Annotated in this window: 18 protein-coding genes; 8 read left to right on the forward strand and 10 right to left on the reverse strand. The window is 55.1% G+C overall.

All coding sequences use genetic code 11. The features are described 5' to 3' along the window. Window positions 1-220 precede the first annotated feature (220 nt). Complete coding sequence (locus FQ179_RS04835; RefSeq protein ID WP_149396116.1) at window positions 221-2,200, forward strand: TonB-dependent receptor domain-containing protein; 1,980 nt, start codon at window positions 221-223, stop codon at window positions 2,198-2,200. A gap of 88 nt (window positions 2,201-2,288) precedes the next feature. Next, on the forward strand, window positions 2,289-2,516 hold the full coding sequence (locus FQ179_RS04840; RefSeq protein ID WP_149396117.1) for a hypothetical protein: 228 nt from the start codon (window positions 2,289-2,291) through the stop codon (window positions 2,514-2,516). 203 nt (window positions 2,517-2,719) lie between these two features. On the opposite strand, the gene FQ179_RS04845 is transcribed toward FQ179_RS04840, so the two are convergent. The 4 genes from FQ179_RS04845 to FQ179_RS04860 all read right to left on the reverse strand — a co-directional run bounded on the left by FQ179_RS04845 (window position 2,720) and on the right by FQ179_RS04860 (window position 7,025). Continuing rightward, on the reverse strand, window positions 2,720-3,574 hold the full coding sequence (locus FQ179_RS04845; RefSeq protein WP_188074497.1) for a PRC-barrel domain-containing protein: 855 nt from the start codon (window positions 3,572-3,574) through the stop codon (window positions 2,720-2,722). A 231-nt stretch (window positions 3,575-3,805) separates the two neighbouring features. After that, window positions 3,806-5,125, reverse strand: coding sequence for an NAD(P)/FAD-dependent oxidoreductase (locus FQ179_RS04850; protein WP_149396119.1), 1,320 nt, complete (start codon window positions 5,123-5,125; stop codon window positions 3,806-3,808). After that, complete coding sequence (locus FQ179_RS04855) at window positions 5,122-5,889, reverse strand: methyltransferase domain-containing protein (RefSeq protein WP_149396120.1); 768 nt, start codon at window positions 5,887-5,889, stop codon at window positions 5,122-5,124. The genes FQ179_RS04850 and FQ179_RS04855 overlap by 4 nt, the downstream gene beginning before the upstream one ends. Further along, window positions 5,889-7,025, reverse strand: a complete 1,137-nt coding sequence (locus FQ179_RS04860) for a type III polyketide synthase (protein WP_255474833.1) — start codon at window positions 7,023-7,025, stop codon at window positions 5,889-5,891. Before FQ179_RS04860 ends, FQ179_RS04855 begins: the two co-directional genes overlap by 1 nt. A 250-nt stretch (window positions 7,026-7,275) precedes the next feature. Between FQ179_RS04860 and FQ179_RS04865 the strand changes: the two genes are divergently transcribed. From FQ179_RS04865 to FQ179_RS04880, 4 genes are all read left to right on the forward strand, one after another. Next, window positions 7,276-7,449 carry a hypothetical protein gene (locus FQ179_RS04865; protein ID WP_370459835.1) on the forward strand — a complete coding sequence of 58 codons (174 nt, stop codon included), beginning with the start codon at window positions 7,276-7,278 and terminating at the stop codon, window positions 7,447-7,449. Between the two features lie 596 nt (window positions 7,450-8,045). Next, on the forward strand, window positions 8,046-8,327 hold the full coding sequence (locus FQ179_RS04870) for a type II toxin-antitoxin system ParD family antitoxin (RefSeq protein WP_149396121.1): 282 nt from the start codon (window positions 8,046-8,048) through the stop codon (window positions 8,325-8,327). A gap of 220 nt (window positions 8,328-8,547) precedes the next feature. Then, entirely contained in the window at window positions 8,548-8,637 is a 90-nt protein-coding gene (locus tag FQ179_RS04875; RefSeq protein WP_255474909.1) for a DUF1778 domain-containing protein, read from the forward strand. A gap of 332 nt (window positions 8,638-8,969) precedes the next feature. Continuing rightward, entirely contained in the window at window positions 8,970-10,469 is a 1,500-nt protein-coding gene (locus FQ179_RS04880; protein ID WP_255474834.1) for a Fic family protein, read from the forward strand. A 296-nt stretch (window positions 10,470-10,765) separates the two neighbouring features. Here the strand turns inward: FQ179_RS04880 and guaA are convergent, their stop codons facing one another. Then, window positions 10,766-12,355 carry a glutamine-hydrolyzing GMP synthase gene (gene guaA / locus FQ179_RS04885; RefSeq protein WP_149396911.1) on the reverse strand — a complete coding sequence of 530 codons (1,590 nt, stop codon included), beginning with the start codon at window positions 12,353-12,355 and terminating at the stop codon, window positions 10,766-10,768. 107 nt (window positions 12,356-12,462) lie between these two features. Here guaA and FQ179_RS04890 point away from each other — a divergent pair, with 107 nt between their 5' ends. Then, complete coding sequence (locus FQ179_RS04890) at window positions 12,463-13,917, forward strand: YbfB/YjiJ family MFS transporter (protein ID WP_149396123.1); 1,455 nt, start codon at window positions 12,463-12,465, stop codon at window positions 13,915-13,917. Between the two features lie 20 nt (window positions 13,918-13,937). Then, complete coding sequence (locus tag FQ179_RS04895) at window positions 13,938-14,690, forward strand: alpha/beta fold hydrolase (RefSeq protein WP_149396124.1); 753 nt, start codon at window positions 13,938-13,940, stop codon at window positions 14,688-14,690. A 183-nt stretch (window positions 14,691-14,873) separates the two neighbouring features. Here FQ179_RS04895 and guaB read toward each other — a convergent pair whose 3' ends face one another. From guaB to FQ179_RS04920, 5 genes are all read right to left on the reverse strand, one after another. Continuing rightward, the gene (gene guaB / locus FQ179_RS04900) at window positions 14,874-16,334 is read right to left on the reverse strand and encodes an IMP dehydrogenase (RefSeq protein WP_149396125.1); all 1,461 of its coding nucleotides are present in this window, start codon (window positions 16,332-16,334) and stop codon (window positions 14,874-14,876) included. Between the two features lie 259 nt (window positions 16,335-16,593). After that, the gene (gene purL / locus FQ179_RS04905) at window positions 16,594-20,649 is read right to left on the reverse strand and encodes a phosphoribosylformylglycinamidine synthase (RefSeq protein ID WP_149396126.1); all 4,056 of its coding nucleotides are present in this window, start codon (window positions 20,647-20,649) and stop codon (window positions 16,594-16,596) included. 101 nt (window positions 20,650-20,750) lie between these two features. Then, window positions 20,751-21,311 (reverse strand): transcription elongation factor GreB, encoded by a 561-nt coding sequence (gene greB / locus FQ179_RS04910; protein WP_149396127.1) that lies wholly within the window; start codon window positions 21,309-21,311, stop codon window positions 20,751-20,753. Window positions 21,312-21,394: 83 nt separating this feature from the next. Continuing rightward, window positions 21,395-22,225, reverse strand: a complete 831-nt coding sequence (locus FQ179_RS04915; protein WP_370459836.1) for a 3',5'-nucleoside bisphosphate phosphatase — start codon at window positions 22,223-22,225, stop codon at window positions 21,395-21,397. 32 nt (window positions 22,226-22,257) lie between these two features. Further along, window positions 22,258-23,214, reverse strand: coding sequence for an alpha/beta fold hydrolase (locus FQ179_RS04920; RefSeq protein WP_255474835.1), 957 nt, complete (start codon window positions 23,212-23,214; stop codon window positions 22,258-22,260). Between the last annotated feature and the right edge of the window lie 77 nt (window positions 23,215-23,291).

Genomic DNA, 23,291 nt, shown 5'->3' on the forward strand with positions numbered 1-23,291 from the left:
AAGCGCCGGGGCAGCTAAACCTCGGCGTCTCGCAAGCCTTGGATCGCTGGCAATCCAGCCTCACACGTCTGAAATGAATTAATCAGAGGGTTTAGGCGACTAAATCAGCCTTCAGTCAGACTTTGGTCAGGCTTGCATAATAGTATGTCGAAATTCAAATAGAACTGATTCTTATTTGCAATAGCGTAAATATTGTATTGAATTTCCAAAGAGGGAAAGAATGAATTATCGTCGAACCGGCACCGAACACCTAAGGCTATGCACTATTCAGGCTGGAGCTGCTGCATTGATTGTATTATCACCATCTGCACAGGCCCACGAGAACAACGTACCCACGTTATCCAACGTCGTCGTGACCGCCTCAGGGTTTGAGCAGATCATTGCTGACGCGCCGGCCTCCATTACTGTCATCCCAAAAGAGGAACTCGAGGGCAAGGCATACCGCAACGTCACCGATGCACTACAAGATATACCCGGTGTATCCATAGAAGGCGGCGCCGGCGGTAAACTTGAAAACACACGAGTCACAATTCGTGGCATGGGCGAAGAGTATGTGCTGTTTTTAGTAGACGGCAAGCCTTTGGGCGCATCATCAGAGGCCTACTACAACGGATTTGGCGGCGGTACACAAGTAAACTGGTTGCCACCTGTATCGGCAGTCGAGCGCATAGAGGTAATCCGCGGACCTATGTCGTCGCTCTATGGCTCCAGTGCCCTGGGCGGCGTGATCAACGTGATCACCAAAAAAGTAACGGACACGTGGACAGGCAACGTCACCCTGGATGGCACATTGCAGCAGCATTCAGACTCAGGAGACTCCTACCAGGGCAAGTACTACCTGAGTGGGCCGTTGGTTCAAGACAGGCTTGGGTTGACGCTTTATGGCTCACGCTTTCAGCGCATGGAAGACAACATAGAGTCTGGATACGCCAAACAGCGCATCACCAGCAATAACGCAAGATTTGACTGGGTACTTAATGCTGACCATAGCCTGCAACTTGAGGCGGGTTTAACCAGTACTGACAATCTGCGCACCGAAAGATCGGGCACGCCTAGCGATATGGACAATAAACGTACCAACTACGGGCTGACCCACGACTGGAAATGGGGCAAAAATAACAACACCAAAACCTATGTGCTAAACGAAGACGTCAAGATTAACAACGGTACAAATAAATCCGAGTACAAATCCACCATTCTCAACACCAAGACCATTATCCCGCTCGATACACATATGATTTCAGTAGGCGCCGAGTACAAAACTGAAGAAACAGATCATGACGAGGGGCGCTTTCCTGGCTCTAAATCATTGAACCTGACGCGCTGGCAAACAGCACTTTTCGCAGAAGATGAGTACAACCTAACTGAAAATTTTGCGCTCACTGCCGGCATTCGCTTCGATAAGAATGAGCATTACGGCAATCATGTGACACCACGGTTGTATGGTGTTTATCACTGGAACGATAACCTCGTGCTAAAGGGCGGTGTAAGCGGTGGTTATAAAACACCTACGCTGAAACAGGCCGATGAAAACATCGTCGAGCAGGCCGGGCGCGGTCGTTCATGGGACATGGGCAACTCTGACCTCAAACCCGAAAGCAGCACAAACTACGAGCTTGGGTTTGCATGGAGTTCACCAGACGAACTGAGCTTCGGTGTTATGGCCTACCACACCAGGTTCAAGGACAAAATAGGTAAGGATTACATCTGCAATACACCCGACGGTGCCCCGCCCTCTTGCACATATAACGGCGAGACCCGTTACAGCATTCAGCAATACACAAACCTGGATGCCGCCACCTTGCAAGGTGTTGAGGCCACGTTTGGCATGCCGTTAGGGCCAGTCAGAATGACGACCAACTATACGTACTCTGACAGCGAGATTACCAGCGGTCAAAACGAAGGCAAACCACTGAACAACACACCACGCCACATGTTCAACATAGGCCTTGACTGGAAGCCAAGCAGCAAATTAGGGGTCTGGGGTAAGCTGAAATTCAAGAGCGACACCATAGACGGTGGTGAAGACCGGATTCCATCCTACACCTTGGTGGATGTCGGCACCACCTACAAGTTCAACCGCCATATCACCGGTTTTCTAGGCATCTACAACCTCCTGGACAAGCAGGTCGGCAGCGAACTGTATGGAAAAACGCTGGACGGCAGAAGATACTATGCCGGCGTGTCATTGGATTTTTAACGTCGTTGACGCCTGACGGGCCGCTGCGCAGCGGCTAGCACCGGCGTTCGATGCGACCTTCTTTGAAGGGCCAAATGGATATCATCAGATGGATGTGATGGGCGAAGCACTGATGATCGACCGCACAGCGTTACTTCGCCTAGCCGAGGAGGCTGAAGTCTCGACAGCGGAAGCTAGCAAAATCATTGTTCGCATGTGCGACGTGGCCGGTCAGTTTGCCGCCATCGTTGGTAATCTTTACCCTGCTGCTATCACGCGAGACAGGCTGCACATAATACAAGGTCGCATCGATCAGAACATTGCTCTGCTGCGCTAAGGTTACGGCCAAGCAAGAGATATGGGGCAGCCATCTGCTATCGTCAGCCAATCCAAGGCTGCACCTTAAATCAACAGCGCCTTACCGAACAGGGCGTTGAATCAGAATCAGTGTGCCAGGCTTCGCGTGCCGCAGATGACTGTCAGCGTCGATGCAAAGCCAAGCCTATCCCTCAGAAAGGCTCCACCTGTGTTTGTACCGACTCATTGCTTCGGCGCTGGTCTGTTAATAAGTTCGTCTCGGTTCAGATCGTTCAAATGCCCCCATTCTTTCGCATCAAAGTTCTTCATTGATTGCACGGTTTTCTGATCCACATCGAGTATCAAATCGTCCTTGTCACCATTAACTTTGAATGCGGTGAGAGGAAATGCGAACATCTTATCTTTCGAAAACCAGCTCGGATCGAAAGCGAGCACAACATAATCCACCTTATTGCCCTGTACGTTAAGAACCAGATCGTTGATTTTTCCGATACTCTTTTTGTCACGACTGTCAACGTCTTTCCCGAGCAACTTACTGGCTCGCATTGATCGAAAATCACCAGCGGGCGGGTTGAGACCATAGTTGTTGTCAAGTTCTAACACGTAGCGACTGTTCTCGAGTGCTTTCTGCCAGTCAGCTTTGCTGACTGCTGCTTTGTCGAGCTGGGCGCGCGTAAGCTCCTTATAAACCAGGGGCTTATCGTCGGCTACGTAGGAGAAAGCGCTGAGCGGCACGGCAAATAACTTATCTGATTTCAGAAAGCCGGGATCAAATTCGAGTATTGCGTAGCGCACCTCGGCCGTACTCACGTTAACAATCAAGTCTTTGATCTTACCTACATTTTTACCATCTGCGCCTTGCACGTGCATTCCAATAAACTTACTGGCGCGCACCGCGCTCTGTTTTTGGGCGACTGAGGCCGTCGTTGCTGAGGATGTGGACGTAGGCGAGGTATCTGCCGTCGAGGTCTGGGCGAACGTAACCACTGAAAAGGTCGCCATGGATAAGGCGATTGCGCTCATTCGCAATGCATGGGGAAAATGTCGATCAGTAAAAAGAGGTTTGGGCGATGGCATGAAAAATCTCCTGTTAGATGGAAAACTCAAGTCTGCGCGAGCTTCACGACTTGCGGAGTGATGTACCTGATCATCTCCACATTCTCTATTCACGCTCATTGTGCAAGCAAGAAACATGCCTGGGTCGAGCAATCGATTTTTGGTAAGTGCTCATTACGGTGATAAGTTTGCACAACGTATTCCCGCCCTCAGAAAACCAACGCGAGAAACTGCCACCCAAACCGCGGTGCGTTATGCATGCCCTGCAGAATCATCGTCGGCTTTAAGCGTTCTGACTGCTGGCCCCGGGTCGCAGGTATCAGCGTCAATGGCACCATGGAAACGGTCATCGGTGCTTGCGATAGACGCAGGGCAGTTGACCTTGCCGGCCCAGATTGCGCCCAGTGTTATCAGTGACGGCCAGCGTGTTAACGGTATCAGTAAAGCAGCAGAGGTTGCCGGTCGCATCGCCACGTATGCAAAGGTACTCGCAAGTCGCATGCGCGGTACGAACTTCTTGCGCCATTGGGCTGCGTAATCGTTGCAGACCGCGCGTTGCCAAGTTGTACTGACACTCGCAGCATTCGTTTGCCCGGCTTGCATCAGTTTTTCACAAAGCAACCAGGCAGACTGTAATGCCATACTCATGCCTTCGCCAATGATGGGGTGCGCTTCTCCAGCTGCGTTTCCGATACGAAAGACCGTTTCCTCGCTCTTCAGGCGTATCCCGGGCGCGAGGGGGCCAGATGCCATCCAAGTACCTTGGCGCATTGCACCGAGCAACGCGTCCTCTACGCCGCGGCATTCACGCTTGAGCATTGCTTCAATCACTTCACCGGCGGGTTTGCCGGGTGCCGAGCGGCGCAATGCATCAAGGCGATCAGCGCGAACACAGCAGGCCAGCGTTGTGAGGCCATCGCCTGCAAGCACCATGCCGCCATATCCGCCATGAAATAGCAGTACGGGTAGTAGTCCGGGAGTCAATGACGCCCCACTGAAATTGGCCTTGAACGCCAGCAGATCACTGTCGCTACGGGCCAGCCGCTGCTCCTCCCGATCTGCAGGCAGTGGCTCCCAAGAACCGTGGGCAAGAATCACCACGGGAGCTTCAAGAATGACCCGCTCATTCGATCCGGATTTCCGTGCCGTGCAACGATGCAACCCTGATGCGTCATCGATTTTTTGGACTGCCCACGGTTGAAATACTTCTGCACCAACGGCATGTGCACGTTCAAGCAACATCGTGTCGAGAACTTCCCGACCCAGCGCCCTGCCCCACGCGTACCGGGAGTCCGGGGCCAACGGTAGATCAGCCAAGATGGTGCGCGCACCGCGCATTACGGCGGTCTGACGCAACTCGGGTCCGGCACGGGCAATGAACTCAGGTCCGATACCCAAGGCATGCAAAAGAGGCAGATTGCTTGCAGCGACACATTCACCACATACTTTACGGCGTGGGAAGGCCTGTTTTTCAATTAATGCGACCGACCATCCTGCTTGGGCCAACAGAATGGCGGCACTTGATCCTGCCGGCCCGGCACCAACAACAATCGCATCGAAATCGGTTTTCACGAGCGCGCATCCGCACGCAAACCACGTGTTCTGGCTGCGTAAAAGCAGTGGCTAAAAAGACCGGCAGGGTATTCCTCAAGAACCCAGTCGTCTTCTCCCACTGGCCAGAGCGTACACAGTTCTCTGTTGCGAAACCCTGCCCGCACACTGAGCACAGCATCTTGCCGCGTTACCGCATTGGCGCCCACTGCGCCCACCAAGTGGCTTCCAGCCAACGCGAACCAGCTCCGGTTGGGTTCGCAAGCAATAAAGTGATTTGAACGTGCGGCCACTGCGTCCAACAACAAGACCAACTGCGGATCGTCGAAATGGTGCAGAAAGAGGTTGCTGACAATCAGATCCCAGTGTGCTGTACCGGAGATCAATTGCGCCATGAATTCGGGCTTAGCCCAGTCGAGCACATCGCACACCTGTGCCGAAACACGCCAACCAGCGTTGGCATAGCCCTGCTCAGTGGTCGTCTCCAGCAAGTTATGCTGATCCAACAGCGTCAGGGAAACAGCTGGCCACAGGCCTTGGAGTGCACGGGCAACACCCAACATCAAGCTGCCGTCTCCAGCGCCAATTTCCAGCACTTGCAACCGTGGCGACGATGAAGAGACCGAGCGCTGCCATGAAATTTTACGCAGCGCGTCAAGCAATATCGTCTCTGTGCGCATGATCCTGTGCAAACGCCGCAGGTCTCTGCGTGAACGTTGCGCCCTCGGGTCTTGCATGTCTAAATCGTCCAACAACTCAGGAACAACTGTTCGTATCAGCGTCATTACCGAACCTTTAGCAATGCTCCATGGCAGCTAAAGCCTGCGCCAAAGGAGGACAGCCACCAGTAACCACTGGGCGCACTGTCGGCCAGCGCGGCCTGAAGGACAAAATAGACGAATGCGCTAGAGAGGTTGCCGTAACTACGCAGTATGTCGCTGCTGTAGCGCAAGTCTGAACTTTGCAAGGGGAAGTGGAGTTCGACAGCTTTCAAGACGTCGCGCCCACCTGCATGCATGATCCATGTGTTGACATCATGCGAATGTAGACCCGCGCGTTGCAACACCGTGTGCAGCACGTTCAGGGCATGCTCAGCAGCCAGCGCAGGTACCGCTCGCGTGAGCACATTGCGCAGCATGCCGCGGCGTGTTTCGAACTTGAGCACGTCACGATGAGACGGCTTTACCACGGAACTGCTGTCTACCCACTCAATTTGACGTGTGCCCGTGGTCGTGCTCGCGTTCGTGCCCGTGGTCGTCCCCTTGGTCGTGCTCGCGTTCGAGCTTCGCGACAGCACGGCGGCACCTGCACCGTCGCCAAACAGGCAAGCGCTCACAATGACCCCGGGGTCATTGTCAAGATACATCGCAGCACTGCTAACCTCGACGCATACCGACAAGACATGCGCACAAGAGCCCGTTGCCAGTAGTGCCCTGCCAAGTTGCATGTTTGGCAGCGCTGCCGCACAACCCTGCCCCACCAGATCGTAAGCCTGAACATCAGCACGCAGACCCAGCCCCTCTACGACGTAACCAGACAGCCCTGGGCAAAGATAGCCAGTGCAGGTGCTCACCACTACAGCGTCAATGTCATTTGCACTGATTTTTGCAGCGCTCAGGGCACGTGATCCGGCGGAAACTGCTAACTTGGGTGCATGGTAGAGAAAACGCCGCGCCAGCGTGTCGGGATCGATGTGGAAAACCTCGTCTAATGAATCTAACGCAAGATGCCGCACCTCGATGCCGTTTTCGTGTTCGAGTACGGTTTGCGCGATGAAGCGTGAGCGCGCGTCCAGTCGATTGAACCATGCAGACTGTTCAAACGCGAGCAGGCATTGCGCCTTGGTATAACGCGTCGCGGGGACAGCCGTTCCAACTCCGCGAATGTACATGCTGCCAGAAGCGGGCACGAATTCCTTCATGTGTCGACACCTATGTAGGACGCATTAAAGTAGCTGCAGTGACGCTTATTCATAACGCATAATACAGCCATAACAATGGATGCCCATAGGTTGGCGCTTGTTGCGAGGTTATGACGAACAGGCTCTGACTGAGGTGACAGCCCGGCAGGTCGACATGATGCCGATTGGCTTGAGCAAAGCACTAAAGATAATAAATGCTGTAGTTCATTTTTTGTCTTGATGGTTGGTACAACAGCCTTGGATCAAAAAAATGATGAGAGATCCGGCCGTAAGTGCCGAGTATGAACGCATCGAGCACGAGGAAATGCCAATGTTGGACACCATCCTCAAGGCCCGCGCTGAAGCCGGGCTTACACGGGCCCAGGTAGCCGAACGCATGGGTACCAAAGCTCCGGCGCCGTGGCACGACTGGAAAATGCGCTAATAACTGGCAAGCATTCCCCGTCGATTGCTACGCTTCAGAAGTATGCAGCCGCCCTGGGCAAGAAGCTGGAAGTACGATTCAGCTGATAAGACCGTGATTGGCAAACGTACTGCTTCGTAGTGAGCATCGGTAGCTCCGAATTAGATGTAACGCGAACGCTTGCTCGCGCACATCTCAATTGAGATACCGCAGCACAACAGTGTTCTAGAAACAAAAGTACTTTGCACTACACCTAAAATATATAAATCACTTTAAATAACCAATGTAATATATTAATTTATAATGGTTTTTTTAAAACATCCACTCCCACTAAATTATCAATAACCAAATAAAACCATTGATTTCATTCAGCTAATCTTTAAAACTGTCGCCAATACCATCCAAAATAGCATCCCAAGAAACCAGCCTCACATTGCTTGAGGCTGCTTGCCGTTGCCAGGGCTTTTAGCGAATATCGGGTTCTCGTATACAAATGAGGTTTTTGTGAGCAAATGGCACATCGTGGTATTGGATTGGGTCTTTTACGTAGGAGCTTCCCTCTATGCCTATGAAAAAGTATGATTAAGTATGAATTCCCAACTCAAAGGTACCTAACAATGACTACGATCGAACGACTGACTGTGACCATGCCCAAGGAAATGGCTGCCACGCTCAAAAGCGCCGTGGAAATGGGCGATTATGCATCGACCAGCGAGGTTATCCGTGAAGCACTGCGAGACTGGTCATTTAAACGCCAACTCATGCTTGATCAGTTGACTGCACTCAAGCAAGATATCGACAAGGGCTTGGCTGATGTAGCCTCTGGCCGTACAAGAGAATTTGATGCTCAACGAATCGCCGAGCGAGGGAGAAAGCTATTAGCCGCACGCTCCACCTAACCGAAAGTGCTGAAGCAGACCTATCGTGTATTGCACGGTGCCCGAGATATATCGCGAATCATGGCTAAAGGTGGATTTAGCTGATCAAGTTATGGCGATAGTTTTCACCCACATTTCGTACCCTACCCAACCATCAGCCAGGGCGGCCCTGAAATAAACGGTGCCTATACTATGGACGCGTCCCGGAGCCTCTATGAACAACGAGCCGTTATCAGAGGTGATGCGTATTCGCCTGACCTCCAGTCAGCATCAGCGTCTTTCCGAAGCAGCCGCTCTATCTGGTCTGAACCTGTCGGATTACGTTCGCTGATGATTGATGATAGCCTACATAACTTGACATAAATATTTTATAATTCACTTTAATAAAACACTATAACTATTTGATACTAATTAATTTTTTTAATCAACTTTATTCCCACTCAATTATCAATAGCCCAATAAAACCATTGATTTAATTTAGTTTATTTGACGACGCTACTGCCAATACCATACAAAATACCATGCCCAGAAGTCTGCTTGGTATTTCTTAATCCTGCCTGCTGTTGCCAGGATTTTTAGCGAATTTCGGGTTCTCGTATACAAATGGTGCTTTTGGGGGCAAATCGCTAGCTCGTGGTATTGGAAAGGTGCTTTTATACCTTCTTGAACGGATCCATTCACGAAGTCGTCTATGATCTAAACACAACAGGCTTGGTCACACAGCCATTTGCAATTGAGTACACCCCCATGTCTGAAGCAGAGCTAGTTCAAATCCTGACGCGCGGCGAAGATAGCCGACACCAATTTAAGCGCGAAGCGCATAACGCCGACAGCATCGCGGCAGAATTGGCGGCATTTGCCAATAGTGGAGGTGGTCGTTTGTTCCTGGGCGTCGGCGACGATGGCCAAATTGTCGGCCTGGATGCGGCGAATGTCCGACGGGTCAACCAGCTGCTAAGCAATGCGGCATCTCAGCACGTACGCCCACCCATTCACCCCATTACTCATAACGTTCAGACCGAGCACGGTGTTGTCATGGTCGTAACGGTGCCCGATGGCTTATCTAAACCTTACATTGATAATCACGGACGCATCTGGGTAAAAAACGGATCCGATAAACGTCACGTCACTGCCCGCGAAGAAATCCAGCGCCTATTTCAGCGTGCCGGGTTGGTTTATGCAGATGTTATTCCCGTCACCGGCACGTCGGCTGACGATATCGACGAAAAAGCCTTTGCTGCCTACTTTACCCGCCGTTATGGTCAGTCGTCTGAAGTTGCGGGGCAACCTCTATCGCAATTACTGCAGAACTTGGGGTTGGGCGATGGGCACGAACTGAACCTGGCTGGTTTGATGCTGTTTGGCAAACGCCCTCAGCGCTATCGCCCTGCTTTTGAGGTCAAGGCCGTTGCCTTTCCTGGGCTGGTATTACATGACAGCCGTTACCTGGATAGCGAAGATATCGGCGGTACGCTTTTAGAGCAGTACCAGCGCAGCTTTGCCTTCATTAAACGTAACCTGCACCACATTCAAGCTGACCGGGGTTTCAACACCTTGGGGCAGTTGGAAATTCCAGAACAGGCTCTTGAAGAGTTATTAGTCAACGCCCTGATTCACCGAGACTACTTCACCAGTGCGTCTATCCGCCTAATGGTGTTTGCTGATCGTGTTGAAATCATCAGCCCCGGACATCTACCCGATAGCCTAAGCACTGAGGCCATCCGCCATGGCGCAACCAACCGACGTAATCCCACGCTCACGGAACATGCTGTCCATATCCTGCCATACCGGGGGTTAGGTACTGGTATACCGCGCGCACTGCATGACTGGCCTACCATTGAGCTACTGGATGAGATAGCCAGCAACCAGTTCAAGGTCGTCCTGCCGAGGCCTCAACTACCGAGCGAGACTACCCCCCAAGTCACCCCCCAAGTCACCCCCCAAGTCGGGGATTTACTGGCGGCGATCCGGGGAGAGCAAACCCGAACGGAATTAATGGATGCACTTCAGCTAAACGACCGCAAGCATTTTCGAGTTGCTTACCTGCAGCCCGCACTCGACGCGGGGTTGATTGCGATGACCATACCGGATAAACCCAATAGTCGCTTGCAGAAATATCGAATTACCGAGCAAGGGCAGGCACTACTGGCTAAACGACATTAGTTTAATAACGTTGGTGTAAAACCCGTCACCCACACCACTAACCCACTCATCAATCAATTAGGGTGCGTCCGGGAGCCCCGATGTACAACGAACCCCTATCAGAGGTCATGCGTATCCGCCTGACCTCCGGCCAGCATCGGCGTCTTTCCTAAGCAGCCGCTCTATCTGGTCTGAACCTGTCGGATTGTGTCCGCTGATGATAGGTGGGAGTTCACATAAATCAGCATAAATATTTTATAATTTACTTTAATTAAACGATATAAAATAATGATTTATAACGAATTTTTATAATACTCCTACTCCCACTCAATCGTCGCAGGCGGCTTGCTCGACACGTCGTACGTAACCCGATTAATGCCACGCACCTCATTGATAATGCGTGACGACACACGCTTGAGCAGTGAATACGGCAATTCGGCCCAGTCGGCTGTCATGAAATCAGTAGTTTGAACCGCGCGCAGCGCGACAACGTACTCATAGGTACGCCCGTCACCCATGACACCCACCGACTTCACTGGCAAAAACACCGCGAAGGCTTGCGAAGTAAGGTCGTACCAGCTTTGCCCACTGACAGGGTCTATGGTGTTGCGCAGCTCTTCAATAAATATCGCATCAGCGCGACGCAACAGGTCTGCAAACTCTTTTTTGACTTCGCCCAGTATGCGCACGCCCAGGCCTGGGCCCGGAAACGGGTGCCGATAAACCATGGCAGGTGGCAAACCCAGGGCCACGCCCAGCTTGCGCACTTCGTCTTTGAACAGCTCGCGCAGTGGCTCAAGCAGTTTTAAATTAAGGGTTTCGGGCAGCCCACCTACATTATGGTGTGACTTGATCGCCACCGCCTTGCCGGTTTTTGCGCCGGCTGACTCGATGACGTCGGGGTAAATAGTGCCCTGCGCCAGCCAGCGTGCATTGCTAAGCTTGCTGGCCTGGTCTTGAAAAATCTCTACGAACTCGCGCCCGATGATTTTGCGTTTGGCTTCAGGGTCAGCCACCCCGGCCAGCTTGCCAAGAAACACTTCAGAGGCTTCAACATGAATAATTTTGATGCCAAAATGCCCGGCGAAGGTCTCCATAACCTTTTTGCCTTCATTTAGCCGCAGCAGGCCATGATCAACAAACACGCAGGTAAGCTGGTCGCCAATAGCCTTGTGGATGAGCGCGGCGGCCACAGAGGAATCTACCCCGCCTGACAACCCGAGAATGACCTCATCGTCACCCACTTGGGCGCGAATATGCGCGACCGCCTCTTCGACATAATCAGGCATATTCCAGTCATGGTTGCAGCCACAGATCTCGGTGACAAAGCGCGACAAAATGGCTTCACCCTGGGCCGTATGGGTAACTTCTGGATGAAACTGCAGTGCGTAGAAACCGCGGTCTTCGTCGGCCATGCCAGCAATGGGGCACGATGGCGTGGAAGCCATAAGCTTAAAGCCCGGTGGCAGCGCGGTAACCTTGTCACCGTGGCTCATCCATACCTTGAGCATGCCATGGCCTTCAGGTGTTTCGAAGTCTTGTAAGCCACTAAGTAAACGGGTGTGGCCGTGCGCACGCAGCTCAGCGTAGCCAAACTCGCGGTGATCAGACCACTCTACCTTGCCACCCAATTGTGTAGCCATAGACTGCATGCCGTAGCAAATGCCCAGCACCGGCACACCAGCTTCAAACACTTTACTGGGCACTTTCAGAGAGGCTTCGGCATAGGCCGATGCATGGCTGCCTGAAAGAATAATGCCCTTGAGGCCATCCCGCTGCGAGGCGATAAAGTCGTTATCGACGTCGCCAGGGTGTATTTCGCAGAAAACGCCAGCGTCGCGTACGCGGCGGGCAATAAGCTGAGTGACTTGTGAACCGTAATCGAGAATAAGGATACGCTGGTGCATGGCTTGGCAGAAAAAAGAAAACAAGGCGTTAATGTACTGCATCAGCGGGCTTTGCGCTGGCGCGTGGGTGTCTCTGCGGCTACATTAATGAGTAATCTGGAGTTTGCATGCAACACCAACAACCCTCTGCCGCCCAACTCGCTTTCTCGGGCATGATCGCACTGGCTGTCGCTATGGGTATCGGGCGATTCGCATTTACCCCTTTGCTCCCCATGATGCAGCAAGACGCTGGCCTTGAACTGGCGCAGGCAGGCTGGCTGGCGGGTGCCAACTACCTGGGCTATCTGGTTGGCGCTGTGGCTGCGGGTGCCCTTCCCTGGTCAGTTGCTACACAGCTACGTGTGGGGCTTGCTGGTGTGGCCATCACCACAGCCCTTATGGCCATTGGCGACAGTTGGGCGGCCTGGGCGACGTGGCGCTTTATCGCTGGCTTGGGCAGTGCCATTGTGCTGGTCAGCACGGCGACCTTATGTATGGGCAGACTTGCAGCCTTGGGCCAGTCTAGCAAAGCGGGCATAGTGTTCGCCGGGGTGGGTAGTGGCATTGCCCTCGCCGGGCTGCTCTGTATGGGCATGGCCCTGGCTCATGTTTCTTCGTCGACGGCTTGGCTTGTTATGGGGTTAATGGCATTGCTCGGCACAATTGCTGCACGCCGTCTCTGGGCGTCACCTGCCTCCACCTCCACCTCCACCTCCACCTCCACCTCCACCTCCACCTCCACCTCAACTTCTACTTCCAGTTCTTCCTTTTCCTCGGTGCCCGTCCCCACCGCATTCGAGCAGCCGGCCGCCGACACAGCTAAAGCCCCGGGGCCGCAGTCAAGGGCTGACGGCGTGATCGCCGATGAGATCTCTGTTCGCGTCTCCCCACCTCGTGCTGTAACGGTCTCTCTTGATGACGTCACGGCTCTCCCCCGGCACGATGGACCTGGTACGAACGACGCAGGCCTTGCCGCGCTGCAGGCGCCTTCTGACGGGTCGGCTCGCCGTGTGCTCATGCGTCATTGGCGCATGATCGTCTGTTACACCAGCTTTGGCTTTGGTTATATTCTGCCCGCAACATTTTTGCCGGCGCAGGCGCGTCAGCTGGTATCTGACCCCGCAATTTTTGGCCTGGCGTGGCCGGTATTTGGCATTGCTGCCGCCGTTTCCACCTTGATCACAAGCCGGCTGCTACAAGCATTTTCGCGCCGTAAAATCTGGATTGTTTCCCAGCTTATTATGGCGGTGGGCGTATTGTTGCCGGCGCTGTGGAGCAGCATTGCTGCAATCGTCATCGCTGCCTTGTGCGTCGGGGGCACGTTGCTGGTGATCACCATGATTGGTATGCAAGAAGCTCAGGCCCGTGGCGGGTCGCATACCCGAATTCTAACCGCCGCCATTACTGCCGCGTTCGCGCTTGGCCAGCTCATTGGGCCCATATTTTTCAGTGTCATCCATGGCTGGCTGGGCGTCAGCCTAGACGTTGCGCTAGAGTTGGCCAGTGCCGTACTGGTGCTGGGGGTTTTCTTTCTGCTGCGTCCATTTCCGTCGGCGTCTACGCTTGCCACTCCTTCTCATTGACATCTACGAGTACCCACCACATGACTGTTTCTAATCCAATTGCGGCGACAGCCCCTCTTACATTTGTTCTGGTGCATGGCGCCTGGCATGGCGGCTGGTGCTGGGCACGCGTTGCCGACCGGCTGCGTGCCGCAGGTCACGCCGTTTACACCCCAACCTGTACCGGGCTGGGTGAACGCAGCCACTTGCTGTCAAGCGACATTACGTTGCAGACGTTTGTGCAAGATATTGTCAACGTGCTGGTCTGGGAAGATCTTCACAACGTTATTCTTGTGGGGCACAGTTTTGGCGGTATGACCATAACCGGCGTGGCTGATGTGGTACCTGACCGCATCAAGAAGCTGGTGTATCTTGATGCCTTTATTCTGGAAAGCGGTGTTTCAACGCTGGATACGCTGCCCGCCAATATCATCGAAAAGTTGGAGGCAGGCGTAGAAAAAGCCGGTGGGCCAGTGCCGGTGCTGGCCCCTCCTAGGCTGGAAGCGCTTGGCCTTACCGAGGCGGATGACTTGGCATTTGAAGAAGGCCGCGTTACCCCACACCCCTACAACACCTATCGTACTGCCCTGCAGCTTAAAAACCCCGTTGGCAACAACCTGCCCGCCACCTATGTGCAGTGTGTGGAGCCTGAGTTTATGGCTGTGCGAAGTTCGTTTGAATGGGTCAGGGCCAACACTTTATGGCAACTAGAAACGCTGCGTGCCGGACATTGCGCAATGGTCTCACACCCTGAAGATGTGACGCAGACTTTGCTGGCTGTTGCGGGGGGCTGAGTGTGGGGCGCACAGGCTGTGCTGATGCGGGCCTGAACATGGCGCATGCCGGCCTGAAACCAGAAAGCTGCCAGGTTAACGCGTTAACGTAACGCGAATGGCTCTTTAAATAGAAAAGCCTGGGCGTTTGATGCCGCGCGACCCGTTGATTGCGACGAGTAGCGCGGCAAGCCTTTGGGTGGCTTAATCAGCCCTGTAGTTGGGGGCTTCTTTCGTGATCTGCACGTCGTGCACATGTGACTCCCGCACGCCTGCTGAGGTGATTTCGACGAATTCTGCCTTGTTGCGCAGATCTTCGATGGAAGCGCAGCCACAATAGCCCATGGAGGCACGTATGCCGCCCAGAAGCTGGTAAATAATGGCGACGACGCTGCCTTTGTAGGGCACACGGCCCTCAATGCCTTCAGGTACCAGCTTGTCGACATTATTGGCGGGGTCTTGAAAGTAGCGGTCGGCCGAGCCATCAGCCATGGCACCCAGGCTGCCCATGCCGCGATATGACTTGTACGAACGCCCCTGAAACAGCACTACTTCACCAGGCGCTTCTTCAGTGCCGGCGAACATGCCGCCCATCATGCAGGCGTTGGCGCCTGCAGCCAATGCCTTGGAGACATCGCCCGAATAGCGGATGCCGCCATCGGCAATAAGCGGCACGCCTGTGCCCTGCAGCACCTTGGCAACGTCGGATATGGCGGTAATTTGCGGCACCCCAACCCCTGCCACGATACGTGTGGTGCAGATGGAACCCGGACCTATGCCGACTTTGACGCCGTCAGCGCCGGCCTTAACCAGGGCAAGCGCCGCGTCGGCAGTGGCGATGTTGCCGCCTATGACCTGAATATTGGGGTAGTTTTTCTTGACCCAGCTAACGCGATCGAGAACCCCGGCAGAATGACCGTGGGCGGTATCAACCACGATGACGTCGACGCCGGCATTGGCCAGCTTTTCGACGCGCTCTTCAGTGCCGTCACCCACACCCACGGCAGCACCTACTCGAAGCTGGCCGTGTTTGTCTTTGATCGCACTGGGGTGTTCTGTGTTTTTGACGATGTCTTTGACCGTAGCCAGCCCGCGCAGTTGAAACTTGTCGTTGACAATGAGCACGCGCTCTAAGCGGTGCTTGTGCATGAGTGACTGCGCTTCTTCGAGCGTGGCGCCTTCATGCATGGTGATGAGCCTGTCTTGCGGTGTCATGACATCGCGCAATGGCAGATCAAGCCTGTCTTCAAAGCGCAGGTCGCGGTTGGTAACGATACCGACCAGCTTGCCGCCTTCTACCACGGGTAACCCTGAAAACCCATGCTGGCGCTGTAGCGAAATGGCATCGCGCACTTTCATGGTGGGGGTTACGGTAACCGGGTCGATCACGATACCGAACTCGTGACGCTTGACGCGCGAAACTTCGCGGGCCTGTTCGTCAGTGCTCAGGTTTTTGTGGATGATGCCGATGCCGCCTTCTTGGGCCATGGCAATGGCCAGCCTGGACTCGGTAACCGTGTCCATGGCTGCAGAAACCAGGGGGATATTAAGCGTGATATCGCGCGTAAACTGCGTGGTAAGCGAACAATCGCGCGGCAGGATGTTTGAGTATGCTGGCACCAACAAAACGTCGTCGAAGGTGAGCGCTTTTTTTATGAGACGCATAAACTAGCTCCGTGCAAAGCAGAATTATACGCCACATGAGGGTATTTACCTAGCCTTCGCGGCGCCCACACGGCCATCCCGTGGGTTGTGTGTCGGGTACTTGCGACGCTTAGGCTCATCATTAAGTAATGACGACACGTAAAGCGATTGATTCTGTTGAACCAACAGCACTAGCAGGCAAGGTTTGGCGTCAAGAGATATCTGGCGCAGCAACACGTGCTGCTGCGCCAGAGGGCTGTTTGGGCAGACGCGAGCCCGATTAACCCAGCCACACCCGCGCGTTGCGGAACATGCGCATCCACGGCGTGAAGCCGCCCTGAGGGCAAGCCAGGCCACCGCTGTCTTGTTCGCCCCAGGTGCTGGGTGCCCACGACATCATCACATTGCGTGTGGTGCGTTCAGGGTGCGGCATCATAATGGTGAAACGCCCGTCTGCCGTGGTTACCCCTGTGAGCCCCTGCGAGCTTCCATTGGGGTTGGCGGGGTAGTCTTCTGTGCGTACCCCACGGTTATCGACAAAGTACAGCGCGCCCTGCACCTTGGCCTGATCGCCCTGGCGCGAGAAGTCAGCGTAACCTTCGCCGTGCGCAACCGCTACGGGTACTTGTGTGCCGGCCATGCCTTGCAGAAACAGCGATGGTGACTCGGGGATTTCTACCAGAGACAGCCTGGCTTCGTATTTTTCAGATTGATTGCGCGTAAACCGGGGCCAGTGTTCTGCACCGGGGATCATGGGGGCAAGTGCTGCCATCATCTGGCAACCGTTGCACACCCCCAGCGCAAAGGTATCCGGTCGTGCAAAATAGGCCGCAAATTGGTCAGACAATTGGTTGTTAAAGCGTATGGTGCGTGCCCAGCCTTCTCCGGCGCCCAGCACATCGCCGTAACTAAAGCCGCCCACGGCAACCAGACCTTGCACGGTGTCAAGACGCACGCGCCCCGACAGCAGGTCTGTCATGTGAACGTCAAGCACTTCAAAACCAGCCTTGTCGAACGCCCAGGCCATTTCGACCTGACTGTTGCATCCCTGCTCGCGCAGCACAGCCATGCGTGGCCGGGCTCCGCGCGCCACAAACGGTGCGGCCACATCTTTTTGCGGATCAAACGGCACTACAGGCGTCAGGCCCGGGTCTTCGACGTCATTCCAGAGTTCAAATTCGGCCTCGGCACACGCCGGGTTGTCGCGCAAACTCATGATGCGACGTGTAACCTCGGACCATTGCCGGCCCAGGTCGGCGCGCGGCTTTTGATAAATGCACTGGCCGTCGCGGTAGATCTGAACTTCATCTTTGGTATTGAGCGTGCCTACGGGGTGTGAGTGTGTAGACAGCCCTGCCTTATGCAGCACTTCTAGCACGGCATCACGGCGGCTGCGAGGTACCTGGATGACGGCGCCAGCCTCTTCGGCGAACAAAGCCTTGATCGTGGCCTCGTCACGCTGCACCGCCACCTGTTCAGACCTTATTTTGTAATCGCCCCAGTCCGCCACATTGGCGTCAAAGGTAAGCATGTCAATGTTAAGAGAAACGCCAGTGCGCCCTGCAAATGCCATTTCGCACACCGTGGCCAGCAAGCCGCCGTCTGAGCGGTCATGGTAGGCGAGAATATCACCGTCTTGCGCCAGTTTGCGTATGGTCTGGAAAAATGCACGCATGACAGTTGCATCGTGCATGTCGGGGGTATCTTGCCCTACCTGCTTGAACACCTGTGCCAGTACGGAGCCGCCCAGGCGTTGCTGGCCCAGGCCAAGATCGATGAGAATTAATACCGTGTCGCCCACATCTGTGCGAAGCTGTGGCGTCAGCGTGGCGCGCACGTCAACGACGGGCGCAAAAGCGGTTACCACCAGCGAAACCGGTGCGACAACCTCACGCGCCTCGCCGTCTTGCTCCCATGTCGTGCGCATGGACAGTGAATCTTTGCCAACGGGTATAGACAGATCTAGCGCCTGGCACCAATCGCTGACCGCAGCCACGGTGTCATACAGTGCGGCGTCTTGCCCCTCTGCCCCGCAGGCAGCCATCCAGTTGGCCGACAGCTTAATGTCTTTAAGTGATTGCACATCGCTGGCAACCAGGTTGGTCAGTGCCTCGGCAACCGCCATACGGCCTGATGCCGGGGCGTTGATGACAGCCAATGGCGTGCGTTCGCCCATGGCCATGGCTTCACCGCGCACGCTTTCGTAGTCAGCCAGTGTTACCGCGCAATCGGCCACAGGAATTTGCCATGGGCCAACCATCTGGTCGCGGCTGCTAAGCCCGCCAACGCTGCGATCACCAATGGTGATGAGGAAGTTTTTGCTGGCCACTGTGGGGTGACGCAGCACACGATTTATGGCTTCGCTCAGGTCTATTCCGACGACATCAACCTCTTCGTGCATGATTTCGTGACGCTGTACGTCGCGCTCCATGCGCGGTGGCTTGCCCAGAATGACATCAATGGGCACATCAACCGGACGAATGTCGCCTTGGGGCAAAGCCTGAACGGTTTCACTGACGCCCGGCAAACCTTCGCCGTACGTAACCCTAAGCTGGCGCGCTTCAGTGGCTACGCCCACAACAGAATAGGGACAGCGTTCGCGCTTCGCAATGGCGTCAAAGCGGGCAAGATCTTGAGGGGCAATCGCCAGCACGTAGCGTTCTTGCGATTCATTGCTCCAGATTTCAGCGGCAGACAGCCCCGACTCTTCAACATGCACTTGTTGCAGTTCAAACAATGCACCGCGGCCAGCGTCATTGACCAGCTCGGGAAACGCATTGGACAGCCCGCCTGCGCCAACGTCGTGGATGGCGATGACGGGGTTGTTGTCGCCCTGCTGCCAGCACCGGTCTATGACTTCTTGGGCTCGTCGTTCGAGCTCCGGGTTGCCGCGCTGTACAGAGTCAAAATCAAGCTCGGCGGTATTGGCACCGGCGCTCATGCTGGATGCAGCACTGCCGCCCATGCCTATGCGCATGCCGGGGCCGCCCAGTTGAATGAGCAGTGCACCCGGAGGGATAGGGTCTTTATGAGTAAGGCGCGCGTCGATGGAACCCAGGCCGCCTGCGATCATAATGGGCTTGTGATAGCCCCAGTGCACACCGGCAGAAGTCTGCTCAAATGCGCGAAAGTAGCCCAGCAAATTGGGGCGACCAAATTCGTTATTGAATGCGGCGCCGCCGATAGGGCCCTCTATCATGATGTCGAGCGGGCTGGCGATGCGATCAGGTGCGCCGTAGTTGTCGGCCTCCCAGGGCTCTATGGCGTCGTCAAAGCGCAGGCTGGAAACCGTAAAACCGGTCAGGCCGGCCTTGGGCTTGGACCCCCTGCCCGTAGCGCCTTCATCGCGAATCTCGCCGCCTGCTCCCGTTGCCGCGCCAGGAAACGGCGCAATGGCGGTTGGGTGGTTGTGGGTTTCGACCTTCATCAAGGTGTGCACACGCGCCGCGTGATGCCCGTAAACACGTTCTTCGCCCGGCTGGCTGGCGTGAAACAGCGTGGCCTGCCCGCCTTCCATAACGGCGGCGTTGTCGGAATAGGCTACAACCGTGCCCTCGGGCTGCGCCTTGTGCGTCGCGCGTATCATGCCAAAAAGAGTTTCAGTTTGAGCCTGCCCGTCTATGACCCACTGCGCATTAAAGATTTTGTGGCGGCAGTGTTCGCTGTTGGCCTGGGCGAACATCATTAGCTCGACGTCTGTGGGGTTGCGCCCCAATTGACGAAACGCACTGTCAAGGTAGTCAACCTCATCGGCCGAGAGTGCCAGGCCCAGCGTGCGGTTGGCTTCTTGTAATGCTTCTTGCCCGCTTCCCAGTACGTCAATGGTTTGCAAGGGCTTGCCAGGCAGCGAGGCAAACAGTGCAGCGCCGTCAAAGTTTTGATCGACCACGGTTTCGGTCATGCGGTCGTGCAGACAGCCTGCAATGGCCACCAACTGGGTTTCGTCGAATGTTTTGGCGCCCAGCAGCCCGCGTGCAGGCGTAATAACGTAGCGGATACCGCGCTCTATGCGTCGTACGGCAGAAAAGCCGCAGTTGTGGGCAATATCGGTGGCCTTGCTGGCCCATGGCGACACCGTGCCAAGCCGTGGTACTACGCTTAACGTCAGGGTATTCTTGGTGTGCTTCGGGGCCTCGCCCGCTACACCGTAATCGAGCAATTGTTGCAGGCGCTGTTGCGCCGCGTCGTCGAGATTACTGTCAACCCACACGAAATGCTCGTAATGCCCTTGAATATCGGCAACGGGCAAATCTAACCGGGAAAAGCGCTGGAGCAATTGCTCGCGCCTGAAAGAGGATAACACCAGGGAGCCGGGGAAATGCAGAAAGGAGTTCACGATACGAGGCAGGCAAAGGAGGGGGAGGTAAACATAGCATTTTACCAGTTAGCGTGGGGGAAAGACTGAGCGCTCGAAGGGGATGGCCAGTTCGAAAAGCGTTAGGCTTCAGGGTAAGAGATCTCGAGCACATCCAGTTCGTCTATACCCGCTGGCGTGCGCAGCACAACCGTATCGCCTTCGTGCGCCTTGATCAAAGCGCGTGCAACTGGCGAGATCCAGCTGATGCGGCCGTGCAGAGGCTCGGCCTCGTCTACACCAACAATGGTAACCCTGAATTCTTCGCCCGCTTTGTCACTGTACACGACCGTGGCACCAAAAAACACCTGGTCGCGATTGGGCTGCAAGGCAGGGTCCACCACCTCGGCGATCTCCAGCCGCTTGGTCAGAAACCGCATGCGCCTGTCGATTTCGCGCAGGCGTTTTTTACCGTACAGGTAATCGCCGTTTTCTGAGCGATCACCGTTGGAGGCTGCCCACGAAACGACTTGCACCACTTCAGGCCGTTCAATGTTAATTAAATGCTCGTACTCTGCGCGCAGTCGGTCGTAACCTTCACGGGTTATGTAGTTTTTTGTACCCGCAGGCAAAGGGACGGCCTCAGGGCCGAGGTCGTCATCATCGTCGTCGTTGTCGTTTTCTTTGACAAATGCCTTGTTCATTTTTTAACTTCAGGGCTAACCGCCAGACGACGGTGCGCTTGCGCGATCTGGCGCGTGCATTGGCCCGTTTCTCCGTAAAAAGTTCAGATCCAGTCGTGCCAGACAGGTTTGAGGTCAGCTGGCAGGGGCGGCACTTCACCCAGATCTAGTTTACCTTCTCTGGGGCTGTGGAAGTCAGACCCGCTGGAAGCCATAAAGCCGTATTGGCGCGCCACAGTCGCGTACTGTGCGTACTGATCAGGCGTATGACTGCCTGTCATGACTTCGATGGCTACCCCACCCACGTTCAGGAAGTGATCATACAAAGCATCAAACTGCATGGGTGTGTAGTTGTAACGGCCGGGGTGAGCAATGACAGCCCGCCCCCCCGCGCCGGTAATCCAGCCCACGGCGTCGTCCAGGGTTGACCAGTGCATGGGCACATAAGCGGGGCCGCCATCTTTCAGGTATTTGTCAAAGGCTTCTTGCAGCTTGCTGCAATAGCCTTCCTGGACCAAGAAGCGCGCAAAATGGGTGCGGCTAATGAGATCAGGGTTGGCTGCGTAGGGCAACGCGCCCTCATAGCTGTTGGGGATGCCCAGGCTTTCGAGCTTGTCGGCCATTTCGTGTGCGCGAATGGCACGCCCGTTGCGTATGCCTGCCAACCCTTCATTGAGGGCCTTGTTGTGTTCGTCAACGTTTAAACCAACGATGTGCACGGTGTGACCGGCCCACGTTACGGAGATTTCTACCCCTGTAACAAACCGCATACCCAGAGACTCGGCAGTTTGTCGTGCTTCAGCCAGCCCCGCCAGCTCATCGTGGTCTGTGAGCGCCCAAAGGTCAACGCCGTTGGCCTGCGCGCGGGCCGCAACGACGGCTGGCTCGAGCACGCCATCAGACATCGTGGAATGGCAGTGCAAATCAACGTTCACCCAGTCTCCTGTTTTACTATTAAAAGCGTAGTTTACGCTGTGTTACCTAGCAGAAATTTTTCTACTACAGTGATCTGATCGTCGCTGCGCAGCGTAGGCGCGTGCCCCACGCCCGGTACTGTATGCAAACGTGCCTGCGGATTACGCCGCAGCATCTCCTGGGCGGTGGCTTCGGTTAGCAGGTCAGAGAGTTCACCTCGCACAATAAGCACCGGTTCGGTCAGGCTTTCATAAGCCCGCCAAAGCATAAGCTCAGAGGCCTGCATCGCCGCCTCGTTTTGCAGGGCAAAGGGTTCAGCAATACGCAAGTCATAATGTTTGACCCACTGGCCGTCCTGCTCAACAAACACGTAACGCGTCAAGGCCTTCCAGCCCTCTTCGTCGTGTTCGCCAAAGCTTGCCGACACGCTGCGCACGTAGGCAACTGCCTCGTCAAAGCTGTCAAAGCTCATGGGCTGCCCCACGTAGGCGGCAATGCGCTCTAACCCGTCTGCTTTAAGCATGGGGCCAATATCATTAAGTACCATTTTGCCCAGCGGAACACCCCGATCTTCTGGTAGCCCTGCCCCCGTGCGCACAGGCTGGGCCAGTGCCGACATGGCCAGCGCCCCGGACAGCCCCAGGCCAATCAGGCCACCCATTGACGTACCCACCCAGTCGAGCGTTGCGGGTTTCAGGCGCGCAATCAACGTGAGCAAGTCGGCGACATATTGAGGTACGACATAACCCGCTGGGTTGATCAGCCAGTCGGACGTGCCACGACCGACGATGTCGGGGCAGACCACACGGTAATGCGGAGCCAATCGTTGTGCCAGCTTGTCAAAATCACGCCCTGTGCGCGTTAGGCCGTGCACGCAAAGAAGAACTCGGGAGTTGCTGGGGTCACCCCACTCCCAATACGCCATACGGTGTGTGCCCGCAGGGCTGGCACACATGACATAGTCCAGGCGCGGCTGTGTCGCCTCAGGGTTTTTATCGCTTGCTGACATGGAGGGCTGCCTTGTTTGTAAGTGAAAGGGGTAAAACAGTGATTATTGTATCGTCGACAACCCCGGGTGCCATGTTC

The organism is Pusillimonas sp. ANT_WB101 (assembly GCF_008369125.1).
Classification (GTDB): domain Bacteria; phylum Pseudomonadota; class Gammaproteobacteria; order Burkholderiales; family Burkholderiaceae_B; genus Allopusillimonas.